This is a genomic window from Candidatus Leptofilum sp., assembly GCF_965223285.1.
In the GTDB taxonomy this organism is placed as follows: domain Bacteria; phylum Chloroflexota; class Anaerolineae; order Promineifilales; family Promineifilaceae; genus Leptofilum.
Map to the genome: position 1 here is coordinate 2,975,681 of NZ_OZ244997.1, position 24,858 is coordinate 3,000,538.

Sequence of the window (24,858 nt, forward strand, 5' to 3'; positions counted from 1 at the left end):
CCTAATTCTCCACATTTTTGTAGTAAGCAACGGCCGCTTCAATTGCCAACTGTGTATGATGCGTAAGTGGCTTTGGCAACGCCTGACACGCAAACCAGCGCGCCTCGATTAGCTCATGGCTTAGCTGCACATTGCCAGGGTTTAGCCTGGCAGGGTAGGCAATGCCAATATGCACCGTTTCCGGATCATGTTGGACAGAGATGGCAGGGCCAAGGTTGGCCGTTAATCCCGTTTCTTCCCTTAATTCACGCAAGGCACCAGCAATGGGTGCTTCATTTTTCTTCAGCCAGCCGCCGGGCAAGCCCCACTCGTAGAGCGGATGGAAGACATGGCGCACCATGAAAACGTCTAAATCTTCATTCACAGCGACGACGGCCACGCCCACGCGCGTCCGCGGTACTGTCAACTGGATCATGAGGCGCATTCCCCATTGGGCCAGCGGTATTTTAACAAGTTTGGCCGCTTTCTGTTTCCACATGCAAGTTTTGTTGACCAAGACGGCCGTTGCTTACCTTTTATACAACTCAATTGGCAACTACCAAAAGTGTTGCCAAAATTAGTTCTTACAGCCACAGGCTGAATGGTATCAATTTATTGACGAGCCAGTATAACAAAAACGGCCGTCACCGTCAGTTGTTGACCGTCTGATGCGCAAAACATTATTCTGCCGTTTAAGTGCAATTTAGCCCACACTCATTTGCAAAATTGGCCGTCAAATTAGCGAAACTTTCATTACTGGCTGACGTATAGGCGGGTAGTTCAACAAATGAGCGTTGCTCATGATGGAGGCAACAATGTCTGAAAACAGATTAACTCGCAGCGAAACAGACAAAATGATCGCCGGTGTATGTGGCGGTTTGGCAGAATATTTGAACTTGGACCCCGTTTGGGTGCGGCTTCTCTTTGTATTGTTACTATTTGCCAGCGGCATTGGTGGGCCAATTTACCTAGTTTTGTGGGTTATCATGCCCCGCGAAGCGGTAGCGGGTGAACCCGGCAGCACCGTACTGCAAGACAACTTCGATGATCTGAGCCAAACTGTATCTAGCAAGGTGGGGCGGCTAAATCGTCCCGGCACAGTCGGTACCATCTTGATTTTATTTGGTATTTACTTCCTGATGTCGCAGTTTGGTTGGCTGGATTGGCTCAACGGGGTCGTATTTTGGTCGATTGCTCTGATTGGCGGGGGCATTTACCTGTTAATGCGGCGCGAGGATAGCCAATAGGCGAACACGTATAAACACAATTGAATCGTTTTGAGAACGGCCGTCCACACCAGACGGCCATTTTTTTATGAAGAAGAACGCCTAAAAGTAGCACCGAGTGCGCGCAGTCCTGGCCGCGTTTTGCTCAACTCATCCGCTACAGATTCGGCCGTAGTCGGTCTGGTTTCCACCAAAATCGGCAAAATGATGGTAAAGGTTGTACCTTCCCCCACCTTGCTCATCACATCAATATTGCCACCATGCGCCTGGGCAATCCATTTGGCAATGGCCAATCCCAAACCTGCGCCCCCCTTGCCCTGGCCAGAATGGCCGCGTGCCCGCGCTTTGTCCACGCGATAAAATCGGTCGAAAATATAGGGCAAATCCTCAGCAGGGATTCCCATCCCCGTGTCGGCAATTTTTAGGTAAGCCCAGCCATTTTTCTTAGAGAGGCTGATGTCCACTGTGCCGCCATCAGGCGTATATTTAATCGCATTGCCCACCAGATTCAGCAGTAGCTGCTTCAATCGATCCACATCCCCCATAATGCAAGCCTGATCAACTTCTGTCACCTTCACTTCAACTTCATTTTCTAGCAGTCGCACCTGTCGGTATACCTCAAACAGCAGGTTATCCAGCTCAACTTTTTGTTTTTCCAGCGGCAAGCCGCCTGCATCCGCACGCGCCAGCAGCAGCAAGTCCCCAACCAGCCGAGTCATCCGCTCAATCTCTTCCTGAATAATTTCCAGCGAATCCAGATCGGCATCCCCCATGCGGCGCATGAGGTCTACATTGCCCCGGATAGCAGTGAGCGGGGTGCGCAGCTCATGCGAGACGTCGGCCAGCAGCCGCTGCTGCGTTTGAAACAACCGCTCTAAACGTTCCAGAAGCTGGTTAAACGAGCGAGCCAGTACGCCAATCTCATCGGTGCGCTCTGTGTTGGGGACGCGGCGGCTGAGGTCGTCTGCATTGGTGATTTGGCGAGCGACAGCGGCCATATCTTCTAGCGGTTTGAAGGAGCTGGGGGTAAGCAAAACCGCCAAAAAGAGAGAGGCAAACGCACCAGCAAAGCCCACAAACAGGGCAATCACCAGAAAACGATTGAAACTTACGATATTGTCTACCAACCGCCCCACCTGTAAATAACCGACAACCTCACCTTCGTTAACAAGCGGCGTCGTCAGCACGCGCATGGTGCTTTCGCCACGGGTAACTAAGTTGAGGGTTTCTATTTCTTGCAGACTGTGTTTGTCTAGCAATCCAAAGTCTGGCGGCAGCGTCTCCATATTTCTGGATTGCAGGGTAACTCCCCCATCTCGGTCCATAACCTGAAAAAAGGATGCGGCCGTTTCCAAATTATCTAAACCGGGATCAATGCCCAGGCGCACGGTTCCGTCTGGCTCTTCAAATACTTCGGCAGAGAGCAGCTCATTTGCCAAGGTATGCAGATCTGCGTCTACCTCTTCGTTAATGCGGCTGCGCGGCAGCAGGTACACAATGGCAGCAAACAGCAGAAAAGCCACCATGAAGATGGAAGTATAAACAAAGAGGAGGCGGTTCTGAATAGACAAAGTTTACGACTCTTCGCGCAAGACGTAGCCAATGCCACGTACGGTATGAATCAGGCGGGGCAAATCCCCTTCCTCTGTTTTCTGGCGCAGGTAGCGCACGTATACTTCAATGATGTTGCTTTCACCACCAAAATCATAGTTCCAAACGCGGTCGAAGATGAGATCGCGGGTGAGCACCTGACGCGGATGCCGCATAAATAGCTCCAGCAGTTCATATTCTTTGGCGGTGAGGTCAAAGATACGGCCGTCTCGGCGACCTTGGCGCGTGCCGGTATCCAGTTCCAAATCGGCAAAGCGGTACACCTGTGGCTGGGAGGGCTGGGAGCGGCGCAGCAAGGCGCGAACCCGCGCCATCAGCTCATCAAAGGCAAATGGTTTCACCAGGTAATCATCGGCACCCGCATCCAAACCAGTGACTCGGTCTTCGATGGTTTCCTTAGCAGTAAGCATTAAGATTGGTAGATCGCTCACGGCGCGCAGGCGACGGCATACTTCGATGCCGTCCATGCCAGGGAGCATCAGGTCTAGCAGCACCAGGTCCGGCGGATTTTCACGGGCCAGGTCTAGGCCAGTTTGGCCGTCTGCGGCCGTATCCACCCGATACCCCTCAAAGCTCAGCCCTCTTTGTAAAAACTGTCGAATTCGTTCTTCGTCTTCAATGACGAGAATGCGAACGGTCATATTAGCCTCCAAAATAGTCATCAAGCAGTCTGGTTCAAATAGCGAACCTATGCGAAAAATTGCTTATAAAACGTGCCTGTATTGGCAAATTAGTTTGTCCGAATCAGCGGAGCAAGGTTACAATGGTCGCGGGAAGATGAAAAAATTCAATATTCCGCTAAATTCTGCTTCTCCGCAGAATAACTGGATTTTATTTCAAAACAGTATGTTGTAAAAACCAAACAGAACTTTGAATTAGAATGGTCTCGAAATTAGCTTTTAATTGAGCAAACCACGGAGAAACCCTTTTCGTAAATCCAAAATTTATCTGTGGTTTGTTAATAGTACAAATGAATGATTCACCAGTCCACCAATGCAGATGTTTCTTAATCTCTCATCTATGTTCCTGATGTAGGAGCGAACACATGGACTCCCTTTTACAATTTGGCTTAGACGCCTCACGTTGGTTTCAAACAACTTTCCCCCAATTAGAAGGTTTTTTCCAACTGATCAGCACACTGGGCATTGAAGAGTTTTATTTGGCACTGTTTCCGCTGATTTATTGGAGCGTCCACAAAGAAGCCGGGCGGGCGTTGGCTTATGTTTTTTTGGTGGGGAATGTGCTCAACACGACCCTTAAGCACGCGTTTCGGCAGCCACGGCCGTTTTGGCTGGATCCCACCCTAGAAAAGTTCACAGACGGCGGGTATGGCATCCCCAGTGGGCACACCCAGTTTACGACTACCATTTATTTGTTTGCCGCCACCTGGGTTCGGCGACGTTGGATGTGGTTATTTGCCATCCTTATGATCATTGTGATGGGGATTAGCCGCATTTACCTAGGTTCCCATTTTGTGCATGATGTGGCGGCTGGGTTTGTGCTTGGCCTGCTGGTGCTGGGTGGCTACCTGATTTGGCAGCGACGGTATCAGACTCACTTCGAGAAGCGCATTTTGGGGCAGCGGCTGCTCACGGTTGTTGCGGTACCTGTGGCGTTTACGGCCGTTTACGGCATCATCCGGCTCATCATTGGCGAACCGGACCTGACGGTTGATTGGGCCAGCCGCATTCCAGAGATAGAGTTGGAGAGCTTGGAGGGATTTGTAACGGCCGTATCTAGCTTGCTCGGTGCGGGTATTGGCTTGGTGCTAGAGCGCAGCCGCATTCGCTTTTTGGTAGAAGGTGCCATCTGGCAGCGAGCCGTGCGCTACCTGCTGGGAATGGTCATCGCCGTGGCTATTTGGGCAGGCCTGGGGCAGATTTTCCCCGACGATCCGCTTTGGCTGGCATTGCCGCTGCGCCTGCTGCGCTACGCTCTGCTGACGCTGTGGGTAACCTATTATGCGCCCTGGGCATTCGTAAAGCTCAAGCTCGCCCAAGCCAAACCAGACCCCGGCATTGAAATGACCATGTAGCCGTGGATTCTTTCCACGCTGCTAGAACGCAGTAAGAAACTGCAGCTTTTGTACACGGCCGAACGGCAGATAAATCTGCAACAACAGCGACAAAGTCGGCCTATGCCAACTGAATTGTTGCCAATTTAGCTCGCGTAGGCGGGCTTTGCAATCGGTTGCCGTGAATTTATTCGCCAGGATTCTTCAACCACAATCCTGACAACCTTACTCCTTTTGCACAACGGGCAAATACGTGAGCAAATCGGTGGGAAAGATGGAAATTGTGTCGGTGAGGACAGGCGATCCAGACACCATCGCGTTGAGCGTGATGTCGTAGGTGGTGTAGTTGGTTAGACCGGTGAGCACGAAGCTGCGTGTGCCTTGCGCCAGACCGATGATGGGGGATGGCTGGTCGCCAGCCGGACCGCTGTAGCTAATTTGCCAAGTCGTGCCGGGGTCAACGGGCGTGTTCACCTGCCAGTTCAGCACTATAGTTTGGTCGTTGGGCGAGCCAAATAGCTGTAGCTGAGGAATAATCTCGACTGCGCCGATGTCGGGATTGGTACGGCCGTTGCCCAAAATATCCTCAGTGGGTGCGTTGGCCAGATCGGCCGCATCCACCACCGGGCTGCTGCCTGAGGGCGTGCCGTACAGCGTGACCAAATTGGTAAACACGTCCGCAATTGTGGCTGAACCATCGGCAAATTGGCTGCCATTCCAGCGCGGCAAAATTAGCCCACCTTGTCCTGGCAGCAGCGGATCGGCCACCAGTCGGTTACTGTCATCTGTGTAGTTGATCAGCTCACCGCTGTCGGTGGGAACGGCCGTGCCGCCATTCCAGTACAAATTATTGTCCAGCGTCCAGCTGCTCGTTTCCCCCGGCGGCGTGTCGGAAAAATCGTTACTGCCGCCGCCGTTGGCCCCCATCGTGCCAGTCGGATCAGACCAAATATTGTTGAAGAATTGAATGTTTTCATTGGCCGGATTGCTGCCTTCACTATTGAGGCGGAAGGCAAAGGCCAGCGCAGGCAAATCGCCCACAACCGTATTGTTGCGAAAAGTGACATTTTGCCCCCCCTTCACGCCAAACGGAGCCCGCATCACGTTGGCCGAATTGCCCAGCAGCAAATTATTTTCCACCAGCACATTCCGCGCCTCAAAAAAAGGTTGGCCATCTTCGCCAATCAGCACAAAGTTGGAGCCGGTGGAGCCAGCCCAGTTGAAGAAAACGTTGCGCCGCACGGTGATGCGGTCATTGCCTACAAACATATCGTCCCCGGCATTGCTATCTTTGATAACAATGTAGCTGCCGGTGTTGTTGGGATTGGAACGGCCGCTCCCTCCAAAGTCATTAAAGAAAACGTTGTCCTGAATAATCACATCCTCCACGCTGTTCACATCAATATGCTCATCGGAACCCGTCTGGTTGTAGAAAATGTTGCCCTCGACCAAAATATCGTGGGTGGCGTTGTTGATTTTGAGGATGTCGTTATCGTAGCTGTCGTGCAAGATGTTGTTGCGAATAGTGATGTGTCTCACGCTGCCGTCGCCACCGCCGTCGATGTGAACGACCAGCGGTGCCGCGCCGGGGCCATCGTGCCGAATTTCAAACCCTTCGATGGTGATGCCCTCTACGCCATTGGAATGCGCGTAGGCGGTGATGACACGATCATTGTTTTGCAGGATCGCTTGGTAGGGAACCTCAGATCGTACCGTTACGCCAGTAGGGAACGTGCCACGAATGCGGATACGGCCGTTATACATCCCCGGCTTCACTAAAATCAAGCTGCCATCCGTCACATTGTCCAGAGCGTAGGTAATCGTCGCCCACGGATTGCCGTTGGAGCCGTCGCCGGTGCTGTCGTTGCCCGTGGTAGCAACGTAAAACGTGCCACCCTGCGGTGCGCCCAGCAACTTTTGCGCGCCAGGCCAAGTCCCGAACAGCAAAATCAAGAACAAAAGCAAAAATGCAATGGTTTGTTTCGTTTTCATGGGTCACCTCATTTTTAAAAGCGGAACACAGAGATGCACAGAGAAGCCACAGAGTTTTGCAGAGGAAGAGAAAAATCTGTGCAATCTGCGTAATCTGTGGATAAATTATTCAGAATGGGTCAGCGGTAGATAAACCCAATTCGTTGGTTCAAAGGGTGGGGCGTTTAGTTCGTCGGCACCGAGGTCGGGGGCGAGACCATACGGCCGTCCCTCACCATCTAGATCATCACTCACCTCCGCCAAGGGTGTGGCCTGGTCGATGGCAACAGCAGCTGTGCTATGCAAATGCAAATCCCCGTTGAGCGCATCCATAAAAAGAGAGAGGGGAGCATTTTCCAGATTGTGACTGAGAACGGCCGTGCCGCCCCGGTCGCGCAAATTGTGGCTTACCAGATTGTTCTTAATCTCCACATCGGTGTTGTCAAAGCGCCACTCAATCGAGGAAAAGGGGGCTTGCGTGGAAACAATCGTGTTGTTAAACGCCTGCGCTCCACACGCCTGCCAAAGGCAAATACCGCAGTCAAAACCATATTGCGAGGCAAACAGCTCTGCCCGGCTGGCAAAGACAAAGTTGTTGCGAATAATGCCACCATAATGGTCTACGTAGCCGCCGCCAGCATCGGGGCAAGGATTATCGCCGTAGGTGCGGGTCTCGCCGCTGGTGGCGAGACCAAAGCCGATGCCCCGCGCATTTTCGCGCAGCACATTGCGCTCCACAATCGTGTCGCGACAGCCCCGCCACAGGTGAATGCCATGTTCCGACAGCCCCTCTTCACACCAAAAACCTTCAATCAAATTGTCTCGAATCACCCAGCCTTCTGCCTGATGGGCATCAATACCGCCGGTGTAGCAGTTGCGAACTTCTAGCCGTCCTGCATCCGTCAGCTCAAGGTGCGAACACGCAATCACGCCATCATCCGGGAATGTGCCATCTGCCGCTGGGTTGATTTTGATGGCCTGCTCACCCGGATCGATGATGTGAACGTTGTAGATGAGCGTGTTCAACGTGTCCCCCGCCTCGGTCGTCATCACGTGGATAGGATGGTAATACGCTTCGCGCAGCGTTACGTCCGCCACCGTCACCTCTGAGGCCACGATTTGGATAATTTCGGTGGTGTCGTAGTTGCCATCCAGAACAACCGCCTCCCGGTTGCCGCTGGCCGAGCGCAGCGTCACGTTGGGCGTATCAATTCGCAAATAAACGCCGTCCAAATTGTAAACACCATCGGCAATAAGAATCGTGTCACCAAACGTGGCGTTATTCACTGCATTTTGCAGCCCAGCTACCGTAGACACATTCACAATCGTACCGCTGGCTGGGGGTAATGGAGGGCAATCAACAGCGGTTGGCTGCGCCAGTACTGGCTGTGGGGGCTGCCCATCTAACAAGAAGAAGGCAGCCAACAAGCTAGCAATGAGGAATGAGCCAAACAGGCTCCAGTGGGTTAGCTTCTTCATTTTTCTGCTCCATAAAAACCGAACACATCGGCTTGGTTAGGATTCTGACGGCTCCCACTCTCCCCAATCCAACCCTCAGTGGAAATCTCCTCAGATTTCCGACTCAGCCGAGCAGTATGCCAGGAAAATCGGATCAAGCTTCAGAAAAGAGCAGGAGGCGCACTTCTGTGGAATCTGGAGTTCTACTCGAGTTCGAAGCCTACCCTCTCCCAACTCAGTCACATCAATAGGAGTTGGCTCTGTGTTTCCCGTCACTTCGCAAGGGCCGTGATCCAGATGTAGATATAATTCATCGCTCCTGAGGCATTCTCCTTCAAAGAAATGGAGACACTTACTGCACTTCTGTGGCACTGCCCCCACTGAGATCATATGGGCAAACATAACTGGTGGCTTAATCGGCTCATCAACTGTACATTTTGGGAAGTACTTCTTGATCATCTATCAATCCTAACTTTTTATTCTGCTGAAGACATAGTACGCGAATCCTAACGAAAAATCTGTAGGGCAAAAGTGCTAGACAAACGTACTCAAAATTGGCCGTTCACGCCGTGTTCACGATGATTTTACGGGGCACATACGGACGTGATCCGCCCCCTGACGTATGCTATAGACGGTGCTATTTAGCACCAACTCGCCATCCAAAAATGCGTTGCCAAAACGCCTTCGGGATGAGGAATTTGTCAATCGCAAAAACTGTTTTGATGAAAATTGGGCCACGAAATTGTGATTTACTCAAGTAAAAGCGGGAGAAGCGGCTCTGCTTATTTCAAATAGTTCCCCGCTTTTACACAGGAAAGATTCGATGGTCATTACCCAGCCAAAAACAACCGAAGCGTTTTACAATCATTTGCTGCAAACAGTGTCGGCAGGCGTGCTGGTTTTAGACGATAACGGCATCGTCACCTCTGCCAATTCTGCCGCTGGACGCATTTTAGGCTGGGACTCTGAGCAGCTCATTGGCCGCACTTGGGCTGATTTGGGTGCAACAGAGCAAAATTTGGCCGAATGCCTCCCTCACCAAACCACCCTGCGCCAGCCAGACGGCCGTTCCGTCACCGTCAATCTGGCCATCACCCCCGTTTCTGACCACATCACCAGCACCACAATGGTTTCATTTACCCATTGGCAGGAAATTGAGCAACTGAATGAAGCGTTGCTACAAATCCAGCGGCTGGCTGGCATTGGCTTGCTCACCGCCAGCGTGGCCCACGAACTCAACACGCCCTTGAGCATCATCGCTGCCACTTGCAGCAACTTGCTCCATGAAATTGAAGAAAACAGCCTGGGGATGGAACAGTTGATGCGCTACGTGCAGATGATTGAGCAAAGTGCCTGGCGCTCGGCACGCATTGTGGAAGTTTTGCGAAACTATTCTTATGCTGCGGAGATGCAAACGGCCGTTACCGACCTCAACATGATTATCGAAGACGCGCTGGTGCTGGTGCAGCATCAATTCCGGGGAGAATACAATATTCAACTGGTGAAGCAGGTCGATGAGAGCTTAAAGACGATTGTGCTGGATCACAATCGCCTAACACAAGTGTTGCTCAACCTGCTCATTAACGCCCGCGATGCAATGTCTACCAGGGGTGGCACCGTCGAAATTCGCTCTTGGCGCATTGCAGATAATCGCGACGTGCCCAGCAGAAACGGTAATGGCGCACCTCAAGAAGCGTACGCCTTCTCCGTCAGCGATACCGGCAGCGGTATTGAGCCGGCCCTGCTGGAGCGCATTTTTGAGCCATTTTTCAGTACCAAACCGCTAGGCAAAGGGGCGGGGCTCGGCTTGTTTATCTCTCGCCAAATTGTGGAACAGCACAACGGCCGTATCTGGGCAGAAAACAACGAACTCGGCGGCGCAACCTTCACAGTGGTTCTCCCTCGAAACCTGTAACGCTACTTCCCTTCTTCTTCAATCAAAGACAAAAAGTATTCGTGAAAACGGCCGTCTCCCGTCAATTCTGGGTGAAAAGAGGTGACGAGCCAATGGCCTTGCTGGGCAGCAACGGCCGTACCGTCTGGTAGCATAGCGATAATTTGGGTATCTGCTTTGGCGGCGACTAATTTGGGGGCACGAATGAAGACTGCGGGAAACGGCCGTTTGTCCCCATTGGCAAACACCGCCACATCCAAATTCGTCTCAAACGAGTCCACCTGCCGCCCAAACGCATTCCTCGCCACCACAATATCCATCACGCCCAACAATGGTTGATCTTTCCCTTCAGTGCCGCTACTCACTTCTTTCGCCAGGAAAATCATCCCCGCGCAAGTTCCCCACACTGGCTTGGCGGTGGCAAACTCGTGTAGCGGTGCCATCAGCCCAAAGCGACGCGCCAGCTTGCCAATGGTGGTACTCTCGCCGCCGGGAATGATCAGCCCATCCAACTCGGCCAACTGCTCCGGCAGGCGCACTTCCACCGCCTCCACGCCCAACGATTCCAGTATCTTGATATGTTCAATGAAGGCACCTTGCAATGCCAAAACCCCGATTTTCATATGCTTTTTTTGCCACAGAGATACCGTGATAAAAATCAAGTGGTACCCTGCAGATTAACAAGATAATTAGGGTCAAACGGCCGTCGATGCTTCAAAACACCAAAAGCCAAATGAACCAGTTTTCGCATCGCTGCCCCCACAATCGTCATGCGGCTCTTGCCCTTGGCGGTCAACCTAGCGACGAGTGCCTGGACAATTGGATTGTGACGCATCGCTGACAAGGCAGGCATATACATCACAGCGCGAAAACGACGATTGCCTATCTTAACCAAACGGCCGGGTCGATGAATGGATGAGCCTGAGTGGTGTTTGCGTGGCGATAGCCCGGCATAGGCTGCCAACTGTCCAGCGGACTCAAACCGGGTTACATCAGGGACTTCGGCCATGAAATTGGCAGCGGTGATGTCACCAATACCAGGAATCGACGTCAACAACTCATGTTGTTGGCCAAGGTCAGGGTCTTGGTCAATTAGGTCACGCATTTGCTGTTCAATCTCAGCAATCTGGTCGTTAAGAAAAGCAATATGGGCAGCAATGTTGGTCAGAACGGTCTCAGAGGTGAGACCAGATTGTTGCCGATTCAGTTCTCGGGTTCGGTCAGCTTTCAACGTTTCCAAACGACGAGACAGGGCTTGCAGCTCCTGCACCTCTGGCGATGGCGGTGCCCATAGGCTTGGGTTTTGGGTGGCACAGAAATGGGCAATCACCTTGGCATCTTGCTGGTCTGTTTTATTGCGTTGAAGCTGGCTCTGGCCATAGGCTTTGATGCGAGCTGGGTTGACCACACTCACAGCATAGCCACATTTGTCTAAGTACATCGCTACCCCTTCACCGTATCGACCCGTGGCTTCAAGGCAGACATGAACCCCTTTGGCCTTTTGCTTCTTGAGCCATTTAGCCAACCGTCGCCAGCCGTCTTTGTCGTTGCTGAAGCTGCCTGTTTTGTAGCGACCTGTTTGATAGAGAGCGACATCTAGCTTATCTTTAGAAATATCGATACCAAGGCTCATCGTTAACATCGGTTCCATCCTTGAGGGTTAACTCTATCCAGCGAACCTTCTTGCGAATTCAAGCTCAACCCTGAAAGTGGCTTTAGATACCGTTCGTCCTCTTGATAGAGTATGCAGCAGGGGCGTTAATCTCTGTGCCGAGTTTGATGACTTTGGTCACAAATGAACATCACCCTGCTGCTTGAGAAGTAATCTGTATACGCTGATTATCTCTCATTTTCAATCATACAAGTTCACAGAGAATTTGGAGAGATTTGGTTCTTATCCAAAGCATGTTTATCAAAGATTTCACAGATTGAGCAGATTTTTATCTTTTTAATCTGCGAAATTTTTGGTGTTTTTACTTTTCTCTTTTCCCTCTGTGGCCTCTGTGGCTAATCCAATTTCTTGATAAAGTTGATTTGCCGTTCGACTTCGGTGAAGCCGAGGGCAAGGTGGCTGGCCAAGCTAATTTCGTTTTCGATGAGGGTGTCGGAAGCAAGTTCAGTGTAGCCATTTTGGTTTGCCCACGCTTCCGCCGCCGCGATGAGGGCGCGGCCAACTCCTTGGCGACGCACATCGGTGTCTACAAACCACTCTTCCAGGTAAGCCACGGGGGAAGCGGTGCAGCCTTCGGCATATTTGCGGCTGCCAACGTGTAGATAACCAGCGAGTTTGGATGAAGACGGCCGTACCGCCACCAACACGCAGCCATCCTCCTCGGCCAAAATCTCAGCCATCTCCTGCCGATGCTCTGCCACGGTGCTGTCGTCAAACAGCCCCTGCCGCAGTCGAAGCCACTCCGCCATATCCCGCGCCGAGTCCAATACACGAACTTTCATTATCATTTTTTGCCACAGAGGACACAGAGAATTTAGAGATTTTCTCTTTTTCCTCTGTGCGCTCTGTGGCTAATTTTTTACCAACCACGTGTCGCCAACTGCTCACTCTCTGGCAAGCTGCTGACGTTGATGCCTACCATCGGCTCACCCAGGTTCTCGCTGACTTTGGCCAGAATTTCTGCATTCTTGAAGTGGGTTGTCGCTTCCACAATGGCTTTGGCGCGTTCAGCCGGATTGCCGCTCTTGAAAATGCCAGAGCCCACAAAGACGCCGTCCACGCCAATTTGCATCATCAACGCTGCGTCAGCCGGGGTCGCAATGCCGCCCGCAGCGAAGTTCACGACGGGCAAACGCCCCAACTCCTTGGTTTCTTTCACCAGCGAGTAGGGTGCGCCGATGTTCTTGGCGTAGGTCATCAGCTCCTCATCGGGCATAAGCTGCAAGCGGCGGATTTCGCCTAGGACGGTGCGAGCATGGCGTACCGCTTCCACCACGTCACCGGTGCCAGCTTCGCCTTTGGTGCGGATCATCGCCGCACCTTCCCCAATGCGACGCAGAGCTTCGCCCAGGTTGCGGCAGCCGCACACAAACGGAATCTTGAAGTTGTGTTTGTTGATGTGGTGGGTTTCGTCAGCAGGGGTAAGCACTTCGCTCTCATCTACGTAATCTACGCCAATTGCTTCCAAAATTTGGGCTTCTACAAAGTGACCGATGCGGGCTTTGGCCATGACGGGAATGCTCACGGCGGCAATAATCTCTTTGATCATGCCAGGGTCAGACATGCGCGCTACGCCGCCATCTTGGCGAATATCAGCCGGCACGCGCTCCAAAGCCATCACGGCGCAGGCGCCTGCCTCTTCAGCAATCACGGCTTGCTCTGGCGTCACCACATCCATAATGACGCCGCCCTTTAACATTTGAGCCAGCCCCGCTTTTACTTTAAAGCTGCCTACTTCACTCTGCCCATTTGGGCTGGTTTTTCCATTTTCGCTCATCTCAGACCTCCGGTTGTTTGCATAGCCATTTGCTAATTGCAGGCTAAACGGCCGTACACTAATTTCTTTCTACTCTAAATTTTAGGCAGAAGGCAGGGACACCGCAAGCAAATCGGTTCTATGAAAATAGCTTGAAATGCATTTTCAGCAGGATCAATTTATGTAAACCTAAGCAGCTAGAATTTCAGCTATCTTTTTCCAGAACAAGGAGGTGGGAAATGCCTAAAACGGAGAAAGGGGTTTTTTCGGCGGTGTACAGACTATTTTTGAGAAAACGGCCGAATCCCGGCCAGCGTCTTTCGATATTGTCATAGCCGCCAAAAATACGGCCGTGATGCACCAATTTCACGGACAAGCCATGGAACAAAGCCAGCAAGCCGCGCTTGGTGTAGGTGCGCACATGGGGTGCCAACCGGTTTCGCAACGAATTTGGCAGGTAATTTACCAGGGGAATGTTGCCAAATTTGTAGGTGCCACGCCAGTAAATGCCATGCTGCTCTACAGGGTACCAGCGATTGGGGCAGAAGATGAGGATACGGCCGCTTGGCTTCGTCACCCGCACCATTTCGGCCATAGCCAGCCGATCATCTTCCACGTGTTCAATCACCTCATTGCTAAAAACAAAGTCGAAATTATCGCTAACAAAGGGTAAAGTTTCTCCCTTTGCCTGAACAATGCCAGGCGTTACAGATAACGCTTTTTGGGCGCGATCCAGCTCTAGTTCCAGGCCAAAACGGTGTGGCGTGAACGAGGCAAACGCATCCAGGTAGGTACCCAGGCCACAACCATTGTCCAAAATTGTCGCGTTAGTGAGGTCGATCCATTCTTGAATCATCCGCAGGCGACGTTCCTGGCCGGAACGCCACACATACCCTGGTTCGCCACGCAAAGCAGCTTTGTCTGAATAAGAAACAGTTGAAGGCATTTTCTGGCAACTGAGTTTAGCGACTGTGCCGTTGCTCGCCCCATGTCAAATTGGGGCCATCTAATGACAAGGAAACCAGGTTCAAAATATCTCGCCCTAAAACCCCCCATTCTTGATCAACCAGCAAGAAACGTCCTCTAAATATTTTGTGCAGAAAGAGCATCTCTAGCCGAACGGCCGTTGCCAGGCTGCGAGAACCATCAAAGCCCATCAATTCATAAACCTCATTATCATCAACTGCCAGCCCAAGTTGATTAGCAGATGTGGCCGGAATGAGCGTAACATCCGCCCCGGAATCCAGCAACATTGGCACCATTGCCAAATTGTCCCGGTTTTTTGAGACGCGCAGCGTGACAATTGCTAACGGCGCAGGCGGATCAAACAAATTGGCATCATAATTAGGCATTAAATTATTCCGTGACGATTTCCTTTTTGAAGTCTGAACTTTGCTCAGGGTAGGCCAGCCGAGGCGAGAAAATTTTTGCGGCTTTACTAACTGATTGCTCATTAACGGGATCATCAGCGTTGGAGATGGCTTGTTTGCTAAATTTAGCTAACAGTTCCGCCGTTATTTCTTTAAGCAAATCTGCTTTAAGAGAGTCTCGTTCCTGTGGCGCAATTTGGTAAACGGCCGCTGCCTCTCGCAACACGCTTTCTTGCTCAAACATGGTTTCATATTCAGCATGAGCAATAATAGTTACAACTGGTTTACCGTACCGCTCAATAACCACATGATTGCCAGCAACGGCCGTATCAATCACCTCACGCCATTTAGACCGTGCTTCATCGCTAGACATTTTGATCGTAGTCATAATGTGCCACCCAGATTCCGTAAGTTCCGTAAGTTTCTGACGGTTACTTTAACACAATAATGCCCATCCCGTCAAGATCGCTCACTTACCAAAGAATCATACACGCGGCGAACTTCCTGTATGTCTTGCCACATGAGTGATTTAGGGCTGCCCGGCTTGCGGCTGGGGTTACGCAGCAAGTAAGCAGGATGGAAGATGGGCATGACTTTACGGCCGTTCCACTCGTGCCACTGCCCGCGCAGTTTGGTAATTCCCGTTAAGCCAAGCAAGGATTGGGTGGCAACATTTCCCGTGAGCAACACAATTTCAGGATCTATCAGCCGAATAATCTCAAACAAATATGGCTTGTAATAAGCGATTTCGTCGTTGGTGGGCTTGCGGAAATTTTTGCCCCCTTCTCCTGGTGGCATCCGAAAGACAGAGTTGCTGATAAATACATCCTGCTCGGAATCAAAGTTTACGGACTGTAAAATTTGGTCGAGCAGCTGCCCAGAACGCCCCACAAATGGCTTTCCTTGAATATTTTCTTGTGGGCCGGGGGCTTCGCCAACGATCATCAGTTTGGCCTGGGGGTTGCCGCGGCAGATGACCACATTTGTACCGGCATTGGCCAACGGATCGTCGTCCATCTTCATCATCACGTCGATGAGTTCATCGAGTGAGCTGTACGTGCTGTCTGGTTCATCGAATAAACTTTTCTGCATAACAACCTCCTCGCTCTGCTGTCACCCGATTGTAGGCAAAAACAGCCAACTTTTCAAAAGACGGCCGTTTGCCTTCCACAAACAGAAAGTTGTTCAGCAAGATGCTCTCATCATCCCAAGATAGCCAATAGGAATACCGATTCATGACTTTTATGCAATTGGCAGATAAGGCAATTTCTTCTAAGCTATTTTTATCTCATGGGAGCAAACGTAAAACGGGCGTGAAATTTTTCTTCATAAGCCATCATTCGCCCGTTTTGCACAACCTGAACAAAACAGCAACGTAAAACCATATCATCCATTTCACATTATCTAATCATCTGGTTTTGCGTTCATAAAAGGGAAAACCGCTTGATCGTAACCTGGTTGCCTGTTTTCACTTTTATTTTTCGTGATTCTCGGATTCTAGCGATGAGCGAACAGAATGATTTTCCGAGAATCACACTAATTTGATCAGGTTTATAAGTGTGATGTAACGGCCGTAACGACATCAGCCACACAAGCTGTATCGGGTGGGGCAGCAAGCGACGTATTGGAAGCCCCAATTTTATTGAATTTTTCGGGGAGCTGTGCAGTATCATGCAAAAAGAAAGCCAAACCAAAACGGCCGTTCCAACGGGGGCATCGCAAGAAGATGTCATTTTAAATCTAACGATTGCCGGCGCACGCGAACAAATCCTTTGCTTGCTTGAGCAAATGGATGATGTTACTGGATTTTCTATCTTAAAAGGCTCGTTTATCGTTTCAAACACACGTAACACGCCTGTGTAACAAACATATCAAGTTTCTCCTGTTTTCATGTAAAAGCGGGAAAGTTCTTGGGAACAAGAAGTTTTTTTCTCCCGCTTTTACTTGTAATTGGCCAAAATCTTAGTTTGCTAAATTCAAAATTTCATGCCAATTACACAAAAACGGCCGATTCTTCCTCGGAATCGGCCGTTTTTTTGCTTTCGGGAATGTGTTGCTCTACAGCTTCACTTTGTCCACCAACAGATCATCCGGTGATTTTTCCTTCAAATAAACATGGGCGCGTCCGCGAGCCAGTAAGCCAATACCGGCAACAATTAGCAGGATTGCACCAAACGAGCTTACCCACCCAGACATCGTCAAACTCATCAGTGCAAAGCCGCCAACAGAAACTGCACTCATCGCCAGGCCAACCCACATCAAACCGAGGTTTTTACCTTGGCTGGCAACCAGCAGGGCCAGGCCAACGGCTAAGGGTTCCAGCGTCCACAAAATTGCCCAGGCACCCCACAGGCCAGTCAAGGTACAAAATTGGAAAATGAGGCCGTTCATGCCAATGATAATCGCGGGAATCATCAGCCAAACGTTTCGCAAAAACAGTGATGACGCCAAAAAACCAACGGCCAGCCCAAGCAGAATCATCGGCCAGAAATATTCCCAAACACCCAACGCATTAAAGAGGCTGCCCCACAGCAGCAGCGCACTAACTACCATCACTGGGAAGCCAGGAATGAATAACGCTTTCAGTCCGGGCTGGTCGGTGTAAATAAATGGCGCAGCAATAAAGGCCAGGCCAATAGCACCAATGCCTAACGGCCAAAAGCGCCATAAGCTAAAATCCCAACCTAAATGTGGGAAGACGGTGGCCTGCAACAGTGCTAGCCCCCCCAGCAAAATTAAGAACAAACCACTGTAATTTGATGTTTTCTTTGGCATGATGTCGCTCCTTTATGTTATCTCTAGCTATATAAAGGAGTGTAATGGAACGGCCGTTTACCCACCTAACCAGCAGCTATCTTTCAGCTATCAAAACAGCAAAATAGCCGCAACATAAGAACCAGCCACCAAAAAAGCCAAAAGGCGCAGCCGCTTGCCCCACAGCACTGCCAACCGCTCTAAATCGGTGGCCTCTATGCCCCCACGAATCGTGAACCAAAGCACCCCCAGAACAACAAAAACCTGCAACGGCCACAAATAAGACCAATCACTCCATCGCCCTGTCAGTGCGTAGAATCCCAATAATATTCCTTGGCCCAAAATCAATCCAGTGGGAATGCTTAACCAATAGCTTCGTTGGCTTATCATGAGCTGACTAAAAATCACGGAACCCAGTATCAGTTCTATGGGCCAGCCCCGGCTGTAAAACCAATCCGCACCAACCACTCCAGAAAACATGATGATTAGCGCGTTTGCAAATATCAAAATTCCCAAACCGCTTAAAACAGCCCTGCCGCCAGATTGCTCCGGCTTGGGGGCAACGCTTGTGCTGAGTGTAGTCGAAGTAGCCGTTTCTGGTTTCGCTTTGGTTATAGAATTTACAGGCGGCTCCTCTGCTTTTAACTGAGCCAATGCCTCGCTAATAGATTCATTGTGGGTAACGGCCGTATCCTGCGCCGCAAATTGGGCATCCACCAACTTTTCTCGCGCTTCGCCAGAATAAACAGCCACCGAATCGGCCGGGGCATCAGCCGTAGAAAACGAAAGTGGCGGCGAGATGAACTCCGGCACCTCGATGTTGGCTTCGGCAGCGGCCGTTTTCAACGCCTCAATCATCTCTGTGCCAGTTTGGAAACGGCCGTCTGGCTCCTTGGCCAACGCCTTTAGCACGATTCGTTCCAGCGGCAGCGGGATATCTGGATTTAGTTCAGATGGCAGCGGCAATGGATCGTTGACATGCTTTAGCAAAATTGCCAGCGGCGTGTCTGCATTAAACGGCGGCTGGCGCGTCAACATCTCATAAAGCACAATGCCCAACGAATACAAATCGGAGCGGACATCGCTCACCCCTTCCAACCCCTGCTCAGGCGCCATGTAGTTGAGCGTGCCCAGCAGCGCACCAGAGACGGTATGCCGCGTGCCGCCCACAATTTGAGCAATGCCAAAATCGGCCACCACCGCTTGCCCCTGCTGCGTCAGTAAAATATTGGCTGGCTTGATGTCCCGGTGAATCATCCCCTCCTGATGGGCATAGGTGAGGCCGTCCAACACATCCAGCAAAATGCGAATCATCTCCCCCCAACTCATTTGCTCATTCCGCACCCGATAATCGTTGAGCCGCGTGTGCAGCGTGTCCCCGTCCAGCAGCTCCATCACCATGAAGTAGATGCCATCTTCAACATCAAAATCATACACCTGAATGATGTTGGGGTGGCGCAATGCGGCGACAGATTGCGCTTCATGCCGAAAGCGTGTTAGAAACGTTTCGTCCTCAACCAGATCAGAGCGCAGCACTTTGATGGCCACATACCGATCCAGTTGAGGATGATAGCCGCGATACACGCGCGCCATGCCGCCGCTGCCCAGCGGCTCCAAAACGCGATATTTGCCTAAATTTTGCCCCGACAAGGATGCTCGGTTCATTGCTACCTCATCTATGATCAAAAATAATCCACAGATTTCGCAGATTGGCGCAGATTAAAGGCAAAAACCTGCAAAATCTGCGTTAATCTGTGGATAAACTCTTAAATCCAGTATTGTCTAATTGCTGGATTGAGGGCGCGGCTTGAGGAAAAACAAGCCGCGACTCAGCAAGCCAGTGCCAATCAAACCAATACCCACCATACCTTCCCATGAAAGCCAGTTTGGGGCAAATAGCTCCATCAGGCCACTGCTAACAATCCACACTCCAACGATGAGCAAGCTGGTGGAAGCCCAGGTGGATTGGCGAGCCACGCGCACACCTTCAAAAAATGCGCCCAAACCGGGAATGAGGATGAAGAAGCCCCACCAGTGAAAATTGCCAAACCGGGCCGCCAAATCGATCAAATTGTGTTGATCGGCCAAAAAGGTGAAGCCTAGCAAAATCATCATGCCGCCAATCCAGCGACCAAAGCGCAGCACGGCCGTTCCCCCCACACCAATTTTCGCACCACCCAGCAGCCAAACGGCCGTACCCGGCACAATCACCATCAGTGGCCACCAAACTTCCCAATTCAGATTCAAGGCAAAGATCAGTGCCACCGTCAGGACAATGATGCCAATGCCCGTGCTTATGCGAGGGAGGATGGTGAAACGGCCGTTTCCCGACCAGATCATCCCCCCCATGCCCAAAAACAATACACCCGGCAGCGCAATAAACAGGCTCCACCAATTTTCAAGATGGCGCACACCCAAAACGTTCACCACCAGGAACACAACGCCCGCCAATAACAGCGTCGCGCCGCCAAAATCTTGCCAAAATGATCGTTGCTTTGGCTTACTTTGCCGTACCGTCTCTTGATTCATCACTTACCTCCATGCCATCACGCAATAAACTTTGTATGAAGGCATAGTAATGCAGAGCCGGATTCGGTTGCCTAACCGATAGCTAACAACTGGCTATCTATCACAAATGCTTGGGAAATTACACAATAAGTTTGTAGCCACGACCGCGCACGGTAAGGAGCAATTGGGGATTTTTGGGGTCTGGCTCCAGCTTGAGGCGCAGGCGACGCACGAGGTTTTCAATCTGGTAATCAAACACCCCATCCTGATACTCTGGCCAAACGGCCGTGCCAATCTCATCTTTAGAGCAAACCAAACCTGGCCGCGAATACAAATGCGCCAGCAGGTCAAACTCTTTGGGGGCTAGCTCCACCAATTGGCGATTCACCCGCACCAACCCGGCAGGCACGTCCATTTCCAACTCAGGCAAGGGCGTATCCTGGTGCGTTACCTCTGGATCATGAAACACAAACTGCACGTCCCCCACTTTGATTTGATCTCTGTCACGCAGTTGCGTTGGCTCCAACAATCGCTGGCCGTTGAGAAACGTACCGTTGGTGCTGCCCAAATCTTCCACCAGCACCCGCCACCCTTCACGGCGAATCCGGGCATGTTCCCGCGAGATGCGCTTGCTGCTCACCACAATTTCATTTTCAATAGCGCGGCCAATGGTCGTTGCCGCGCCGCTTAATTCGTGAGTGCGGCCGGTTGGGTCAATTAGTTTGGGTGGCTCTTTGCCGTTCATATTTGCTATCCTCACCGCCAAGACTACGCAGTGCCGCAATATCTGTCAACTGAATCCTGTGCTAAAACGGACCTCTACCAAAATCAGATTGTTGCTCACTCAAAGCCGCCAATACACAAAGCCGTCTGCTGAAGAACTTTGCGCCTTGGCGTGATACTTACTTCCGTATGGTTACTTTGGTAGAAGCGTGTGTGCTAAAATCGGCGCAGTCAAGAAGGAGATTTTATGATTCAGATTTACACTCAACTCATCGGGCAACCCCAAACACATACCGACAAACGCGGCACCTGGCGTTCCGCCATCTTCCGCCAGTCAGTGAACGAGCCGCTACTGCTGGAGGTTACCGGGTTGGTAGGCGACAAAGTTGCCGATACAAAGCATCATGGCTCTCTGGATCAGGCCGTCTGCTGTCATCCGCTGGCGCATTACGATTTTTGGAACGATTTCTACAATCTGGATGGGGATACCAGGCTCGGCCCAGGCGGCGTTGGCGAAAATTGGACGCTCAGCGGCATCACGGAATCAGACATCTGCGTTGGCGATACATTTCAGGTAGGTGAGGCAACAGTGCAGGTAAGCGGCCCGCGCTACCCCTGTGCCAAGCAGCAGCGCAAGCTAAAGCTGCCCAAATTCTTAAACGAAGTGGTGGCTACTTTGCGGACGGGGTTTTATTTGCGGGTGTTGGAACCCGGCGTGGTAGTAGTTGGGGATGAGCTGAAGTTGGTAGAACGGCCGTATCCCTCCCACACCATTCAATGCATCAACGAACAAGCCCACCGCACCCTTGAGCCTCAAATTGCTCGTCAACTACTGGAAATTCCTGAATTGGCTTCCCCCTGGAAACACCTCCTGAAAAGAAAGCTAAAAAAATAACCGTAAGGGCGACACGGTGGGTCGCCCCTACAACAATCTACATCAAACTAGCCATAATCTCATCAAGTGAATCAGCAGACGGCCGTAACTTATCTTCCGGCAAATGCGCCAGTGGCTGTTGGGGCAAATGGCTCGCTTCCGCCAAATTTTCCCGCTCACCATCGTAATAAATCAACCCGGTGATGAACTCTTGCTTCTCCTGCGCCCACATCAGGCGGTTTAACGCCCCCATTTTGTCTTTTGGGTCGTAATCCTCGTCCAGTTTACGTAGCTGCAAATGAGAACCATCGTGCAGTTCCACCACCTTCATTTCGCCCGGCGCATAGTCGTCAATCATAATTTCTTCGGCAGGAGGCACCCAACCAATGTCGTGTAGCTGCTCTTCATGCTCCCTGCCGTAGCCGTAGCTTTTAGTCGAGGTATCATGATTGTTAAAGGCCACACACGGGCTGATGATGTCCAAAACGGCCGTACCTCGATGACTCAACGCCGCCTTCAGCAACTCACGCACCTGCTTGGCGTCTCCGGAGAAGGATCGGGCTACAAAGCCGCAGCCCGCCATAATCGCTTCCATGCAAATATCAATGGGCGGCAGCTCATTGGAACCCGCATACTTCAGCTCCTGCCCTTCGTCGGCCGTGGCCGAGAATTGGCCTTTGGTCAAGCCGTAGACGCCGTTGTTTTCCACAATGTAGACCATGCGCACGTTGCGCCGCATCAAATGCTTGAACTGTCCCATGCCGATACTGGCCGTGTCGCCATCACCGCTTACGCCAATCGCATTCAAACTGTGATTTGCCATTAATGCCCCGGTAGCAATGGATGGCATACGGCCGTGCAGCGAGTTGAACCCATGCGACCGCCCCAAAAAGTAAGCAGGCGACTTGCTAGAACAGCCAATCCCGCTCAACTTTATAATCTCGTGCGGCTGAATGCTTAACTCATACGCCACCGACACAATCTGGCTAGAGATGGAGTTATGGCCACACCCTTTACATAATGTGGAGGTCTTCCCATTGTAATCCGCTTTTTCTAATCCAATTAAATTAACACGTGCTTTTCGCTTTGCGCCCATAATTATTTGCCCTCTCCATTCAAAATTGCGTCAACCACCCAATGCGCCGTCAACGGCATCCCGTCCAAAAATGCCAGCGAAATGAGTTTCGTAGCCATCTCTGGCATTTCGGTCTGCAAAATATTGTGCATCTGCCCATCCCGGTTTAGCTCAACCACATATACTCGGTCATGTTCAGCCACAAACTTGGCAACCGCTTCATTAATCGGCAAGGCCCGCAGCCGCATGAAGCTGGTGGCCATGCCATCAGCCGCAAGACGATCCCGCGCTTCGTCAATGGCAAACAGCGTCGTGCCAAAGGCTATAATGCCAATCTTGGCTTCACCATTTTGATCAGTAATTGGCGCAGGCACAGAGTCACGCGCCGTGTTGAACTTGCGTTCTAGCCGTGCCATGTTGTTCAGCCAATCTTCAGACTTCTCGCTGTAAACCGCATTCTCATCATGGCCGGTACCACGCGCAAACCACGCACCCAGAGGATGCTCATTGCCGGGGAGCGTGCGATAGCCTACGCCATCCCCATCAATATCTTTGTACCGGGCAAATCCTTTTTCATGCACCTCATCAGCCGTGAGCACCTTGCCCCGCTGCAAAGGCGCATTCGGGAAGGTGAAAGGTTCCGTCATCCAATTGTTCATGCCTAAATCCAGGTCGCTCAACACAAAAACCGGCGTTTGTAGCGTCTCTGCCAGGTCAAAGGAGATGGTGCCAAAGTCAAAGCATTCGCCCACGGTGGCGGGCAGCAAAATCACGTTTTTGGTATCGCCATGCCCCAGGTAATACGTCGAGAGCAAATCCCCTTGCCCGGTGCGCGTGGGCAAACCAGTGCTTGGCCCCACCCGCTGCACGTCCCAAATGACGGCCGGAATTTCGGCAAAGTAGCCCAAGCCAGCAAATTCGGACATGAGCGAGATGCCGGGGCCAGAAGTGGCAGTGACTGAGCGCGCCCCGGCCCAGCCTGCACCCAAAATCATGCCAATCGCTGCTAGTTCATCTTCCGCCTGCACCACAGCGTACGTTTGTTCCCCTGTTTCCGGGTCACGCCGGAGCTTAGCCAGATAGCTGCTCATGGCATCTACAAAGCTGGTAGATGGGGTGATAGGATACCAGGCCACAAAGCTGGCACCGCCATACACAGACCCCAACGCCCCCGCTTCATTGCCCGTGATCATAAGTTTGCCTGCGGTGGCATTCATTTCGGCCACGCGGTACGGATCGCTTTTTTCGATGTTGACGGCCGTCCACTCAAACGCCGCTCGCACCACCCCCATGTTAGAATCAACCAGCTTGCGCCGCCCCTTGAAATGGTAATCCAGCGCATCATCTATTTTCTCCAACGGAATGCCCAGCAGTTGCGCCACCGCACCTACGTACACCATGTTGGCGATGTAATCCTTGAGCTTGCCTGTTAGCCCCGTCTCCTTCACAAATTGGTTTACGGGAATGCCGTAAGCGGTGGTGTCGTCACGCTGCGGCACGGTGCGCCAGTCGTCGTTGTAGATGCAAATGCCACCGGGAGGCAATATTTCTATATCTTCATCCACGGTGGCAGCGTTGAAGGCAATGAGTACCTCAGACGTATGTCGTCGGGCCACATACCCTTCATGGCTGACGCGGATGTGATACCAGGTGGGCAACCCCTGGATGTTGGACGGGAAGATATTTTTGCCGTTGACCGGAATGCCCATTTTGAACAACGCCCGCAAAAGTGCCAGGTTGGCCGTTTGGCTGCCGGTGCCGTTGGCGGTGGCTGCCACAATAGAAAAGTCGTTGACAACAGACGGCCGTTCGCCACCGTTAGGCTGTTCGGCGGGCAAAGTCTCGTCTGGAGCTAGGTGTGTTACGCCCATAAAATTATCTCCTTTCATTTACTTGGCGGCAGGTGTGGCTTGCACCCTGCGGTTATATCCACTTCAGTTGTGAAATGGACCTGTGGGAAAAAGAAACTCATA

General features: G+C 51.5%; 25 protein-coding genes. 5 read left to right on the forward strand and 20 right to left on the reverse strand.

Features of this window, described 5'->3' with window-relative positions:
• Position 1: 1 nt before the first annotated feature.
• Positions 2-478 (reverse strand): NUDIX hydrolase, encoded by a 477-nt coding sequence (locus ACOQPU_RS13485; RefSeq protein ID WP_420645615.1) that lies wholly within the window; start codon positions 476-478, stop codon positions 2-4.
• Positions 479-794: 316 nt separating this feature from the next.
• Between ACOQPU_RS13485 and ACOQPU_RS13490 the strand changes: the two genes are divergently transcribed.
• On the forward strand, positions 795-1,226 hold the full coding sequence (locus ACOQPU_RS13490; RefSeq protein WP_420645616.1) for a PspC domain-containing protein: 432 nt from the start codon (positions 795-797) through the stop codon (positions 1,224-1,226).
• Between the two features lie 65 nt (positions 1,227-1,291).
• On the opposite strand, the gene ACOQPU_RS13495 is transcribed toward ACOQPU_RS13490, so the two are convergent.
• Positions 1,292-2,776, reverse strand: a complete 1,485-nt coding sequence (locus ACOQPU_RS13495) for a sensor histidine kinase (RefSeq protein WP_420645617.1) — start codon at positions 2,774-2,776, stop codon at positions 1,292-1,294.
• Positions 2,777-2,779: 3 nt separating this feature from the next.
• On the reverse strand, positions 2,780-3,457 hold the full coding sequence (locus ACOQPU_RS13500; RefSeq protein ID WP_420645618.1) for a response regulator transcription factor: 678 nt from the start codon (positions 3,455-3,457) through the stop codon (positions 2,780-2,782).
• 404 nt (positions 3,458-3,861) lie between these two features.
• Here ACOQPU_RS13500 and ACOQPU_RS13505 point away from each other — a divergent pair, with 404 nt between their 5' ends.
• Positions 3,862-4,851, forward strand: coding sequence for a phosphatase PAP2 family protein (locus tag ACOQPU_RS13505; protein WP_420645619.1), 990 nt, complete (start codon positions 3,862-3,864; stop codon positions 4,849-4,851).
• A gap of 204 nt (positions 4,852-5,055) precedes the next feature.
• Here the strand turns inward: ACOQPU_RS13505 and ACOQPU_RS13510 are convergent, their stop codons facing one another.
• The gene (locus ACOQPU_RS13510; RefSeq protein WP_420645620.1) at positions 5,056-6,822 is read right to left on the reverse strand and encodes a hypothetical protein; all 1,767 of its coding nucleotides are present in this window, start codon (positions 6,820-6,822) and stop codon (positions 5,056-5,058) included.
• 105 nt (positions 6,823-6,927) lie between these two features.
• Positions 6,928-8,280: a hypothetical protein gene (locus ACOQPU_RS13515; protein WP_420645621.1), complete on the reverse strand. Its 1,353-nt coding sequence runs from the start codon at positions 8,278-8,280 to the stop codon at positions 6,928-6,930.
• Between the two features lie 802 nt (positions 8,281-9,082).
• On the opposite strand from ACOQPU_RS13515, the gene ACOQPU_RS13520 reads away from it, so the two are divergent.
• The gene (locus ACOQPU_RS13520; RefSeq protein WP_420645622.1) at positions 9,083-10,174 is read left to right on the forward strand and encodes a two-component system sensor histidine kinase NtrB; all 1,092 of its coding nucleotides are present in this window, start codon (positions 9,083-9,085) and stop codon (positions 10,172-10,174) included.
• Between the two features lie 2 nt (positions 10,175-10,176).
• On the opposite strand, the gene pdxT is transcribed toward ACOQPU_RS13520, so the two are convergent.
• From pdxT to ACOQPU_RS13565, 9 genes are all read right to left on the reverse strand, one after another.
• The gene (gene pdxT / locus ACOQPU_RS13525; protein ID WP_420645623.1) at positions 10,177-10,776 is read right to left on the reverse strand and encodes a pyridoxal 5'-phosphate synthase glutaminase subunit PdxT; all 600 of its coding nucleotides are present in this window, start codon (positions 10,774-10,776) and stop codon (positions 10,177-10,179) included.
• Between the two features lie 35 nt (positions 10,777-10,811).
• Positions 10,812-11,795, reverse strand: a complete 984-nt coding sequence (locus ACOQPU_RS13530) for an IS110 family transposase (RefSeq protein WP_420642832.1) — start codon at positions 11,793-11,795, stop codon at positions 10,812-10,814.
• A 365-nt stretch (positions 11,796-12,160) separates the two neighbouring features.
• Positions 12,161-12,607 (reverse strand): aminoglycoside 6'-N-acetyltransferase, encoded by a 447-nt coding sequence (aac(6'), locus tag ACOQPU_RS13535; protein ID WP_420645624.1) that lies wholly within the window; start codon positions 12,605-12,607, stop codon positions 12,161-12,163.
• A 77-nt stretch (positions 12,608-12,684) separates the two neighbouring features.
• Positions 12,685-13,602, reverse strand: coding sequence for a pyridoxal 5'-phosphate synthase lyase subunit PdxS (gene pdxS / locus ACOQPU_RS13540; protein ID WP_420645625.1), 918 nt, complete (start codon positions 13,600-13,602; stop codon positions 12,685-12,687).
• A gap of 184 nt (positions 13,603-13,786) precedes the next feature.
• Positions 13,787-14,527 (reverse strand): methyltransferase domain-containing protein, encoded by a 741-nt coding sequence (locus tag ACOQPU_RS13545; protein ID WP_420645626.1) that lies wholly within the window; start codon positions 14,525-14,527, stop codon positions 13,787-13,789.
• 16 nt (positions 14,528-14,543) lie between these two features.
• A complete protein-coding gene (locus ACOQPU_RS13550) occupies positions 14,544-14,933 on the reverse strand; it encodes an aspartyl protease family protein (protein WP_420645627.1) in 390 nt (129 codons plus the stop codon).
• Positions 14,934-14,937: 4 nt separating this feature from the next.
• Entirely contained in the window at positions 14,938-15,339 is a 402-nt protein-coding gene (locus ACOQPU_RS13555) for a type II toxin-antitoxin system Phd/YefM family antitoxin (protein ID WP_420645628.1), read from the reverse strand.
• Between the two features lie 71 nt (positions 15,340-15,410).
• Entirely contained in the window at positions 15,411-16,043 is a 633-nt protein-coding gene (locus tag ACOQPU_RS13560; protein WP_420645629.1) for a uracil-DNA glycosylase, read from the reverse strand.
• A complete protein-coding gene (locus tag ACOQPU_RS13565) occupies positions 16,021-16,188 on the reverse strand; it encodes a hypothetical protein (RefSeq protein ID WP_420645630.1) in 168 nt (55 codons plus the stop codon). Before ACOQPU_RS13565 ends, ACOQPU_RS13560 begins: the two co-directional genes overlap by 23 nt.
• A 434-nt stretch (positions 16,189-16,622) precedes the next feature.
• Between ACOQPU_RS13565 and ACOQPU_RS13570 the strand changes: the two genes are divergently transcribed.
• A complete protein-coding gene (locus ACOQPU_RS13570) occupies positions 16,623-16,814 on the forward strand; it encodes a hypothetical protein (protein WP_420645631.1) in 192 nt (63 codons plus the stop codon).
• Between the two features lie 195 nt (positions 16,815-17,009).
• On the opposite strand, the gene ACOQPU_RS13575 is transcribed toward ACOQPU_RS13570, so the two are convergent.
• The 4 genes from ACOQPU_RS13575 to ACOQPU_RS13590 form a co-directional block, all read right to left on the reverse strand.
• Entirely contained in the window at positions 17,010-17,726 is a 717-nt protein-coding gene (locus tag ACOQPU_RS13575; protein WP_420645632.1) for a hypothetical protein, read from the reverse strand.
• A 90-nt stretch (positions 17,727-17,816) separates the two neighbouring features.
• The gene (locus ACOQPU_RS13580; RefSeq protein ID WP_420645633.1) at positions 17,817-19,370 is read right to left on the reverse strand and encodes a protein kinase domain-containing protein; all 1,554 of its coding nucleotides are present in this window, start codon (positions 19,368-19,370) and stop codon (positions 17,817-17,819) included.
• 117 nt (positions 19,371-19,487) lie between these two features.
• On the reverse strand, positions 19,488-20,234 hold the full coding sequence (locus ACOQPU_RS13585) for a hypothetical protein (protein ID WP_420645634.1): 747 nt from the start codon (positions 20,232-20,234) through the stop codon (positions 19,488-19,490).
• A 118-nt stretch (positions 20,235-20,352) separates the two neighbouring features.
• Positions 20,353-20,958 carry an FHA domain-containing protein gene (locus ACOQPU_RS13590; RefSeq protein ID WP_420645635.1) on the reverse strand — a complete coding sequence of 202 codons (606 nt, stop codon included), beginning with the start codon at positions 20,956-20,958 and terminating at the stop codon, positions 20,353-20,355.
• Between the two features lie 225 nt (positions 20,959-21,183).
• Here ACOQPU_RS13590 and ACOQPU_RS13595 point away from each other — a divergent pair, with 225 nt between their 5' ends.
• A complete protein-coding gene (locus ACOQPU_RS13595; protein ID WP_420645636.1) occupies positions 21,184-21,831 on the forward strand; it encodes an MOSC domain-containing protein in 648 nt (215 codons plus the stop codon).
• Positions 21,832-21,868: 37 nt separating this feature from the next.
• Here ACOQPU_RS13595 and ACOQPU_RS13600 read toward each other — a convergent pair whose 3' ends face one another.
• Together ACOQPU_RS13600 and ACOQPU_RS13605 are read right to left on the reverse strand one after the other, a co-directional pair.
• On the reverse strand, positions 21,869-22,906 hold the full coding sequence (locus ACOQPU_RS13600; RefSeq protein WP_420645637.1) for a 2-oxoacid:ferredoxin oxidoreductase subunit beta: 1,038 nt from the start codon (positions 22,904-22,906) through the stop codon (positions 21,869-21,871).
• A 2-nt stretch (positions 22,907-22,908) separates the two neighbouring features.
• Positions 22,909-24,756 (reverse strand): 2-oxoacid:acceptor oxidoreductase subunit alpha, encoded by a 1,848-nt coding sequence (locus ACOQPU_RS13605; RefSeq protein WP_420645638.1) that lies wholly within the window; start codon positions 24,754-24,756, stop codon positions 22,909-22,911.
• Positions 24,757-24,858 lie beyond the last annotated feature (102 nt).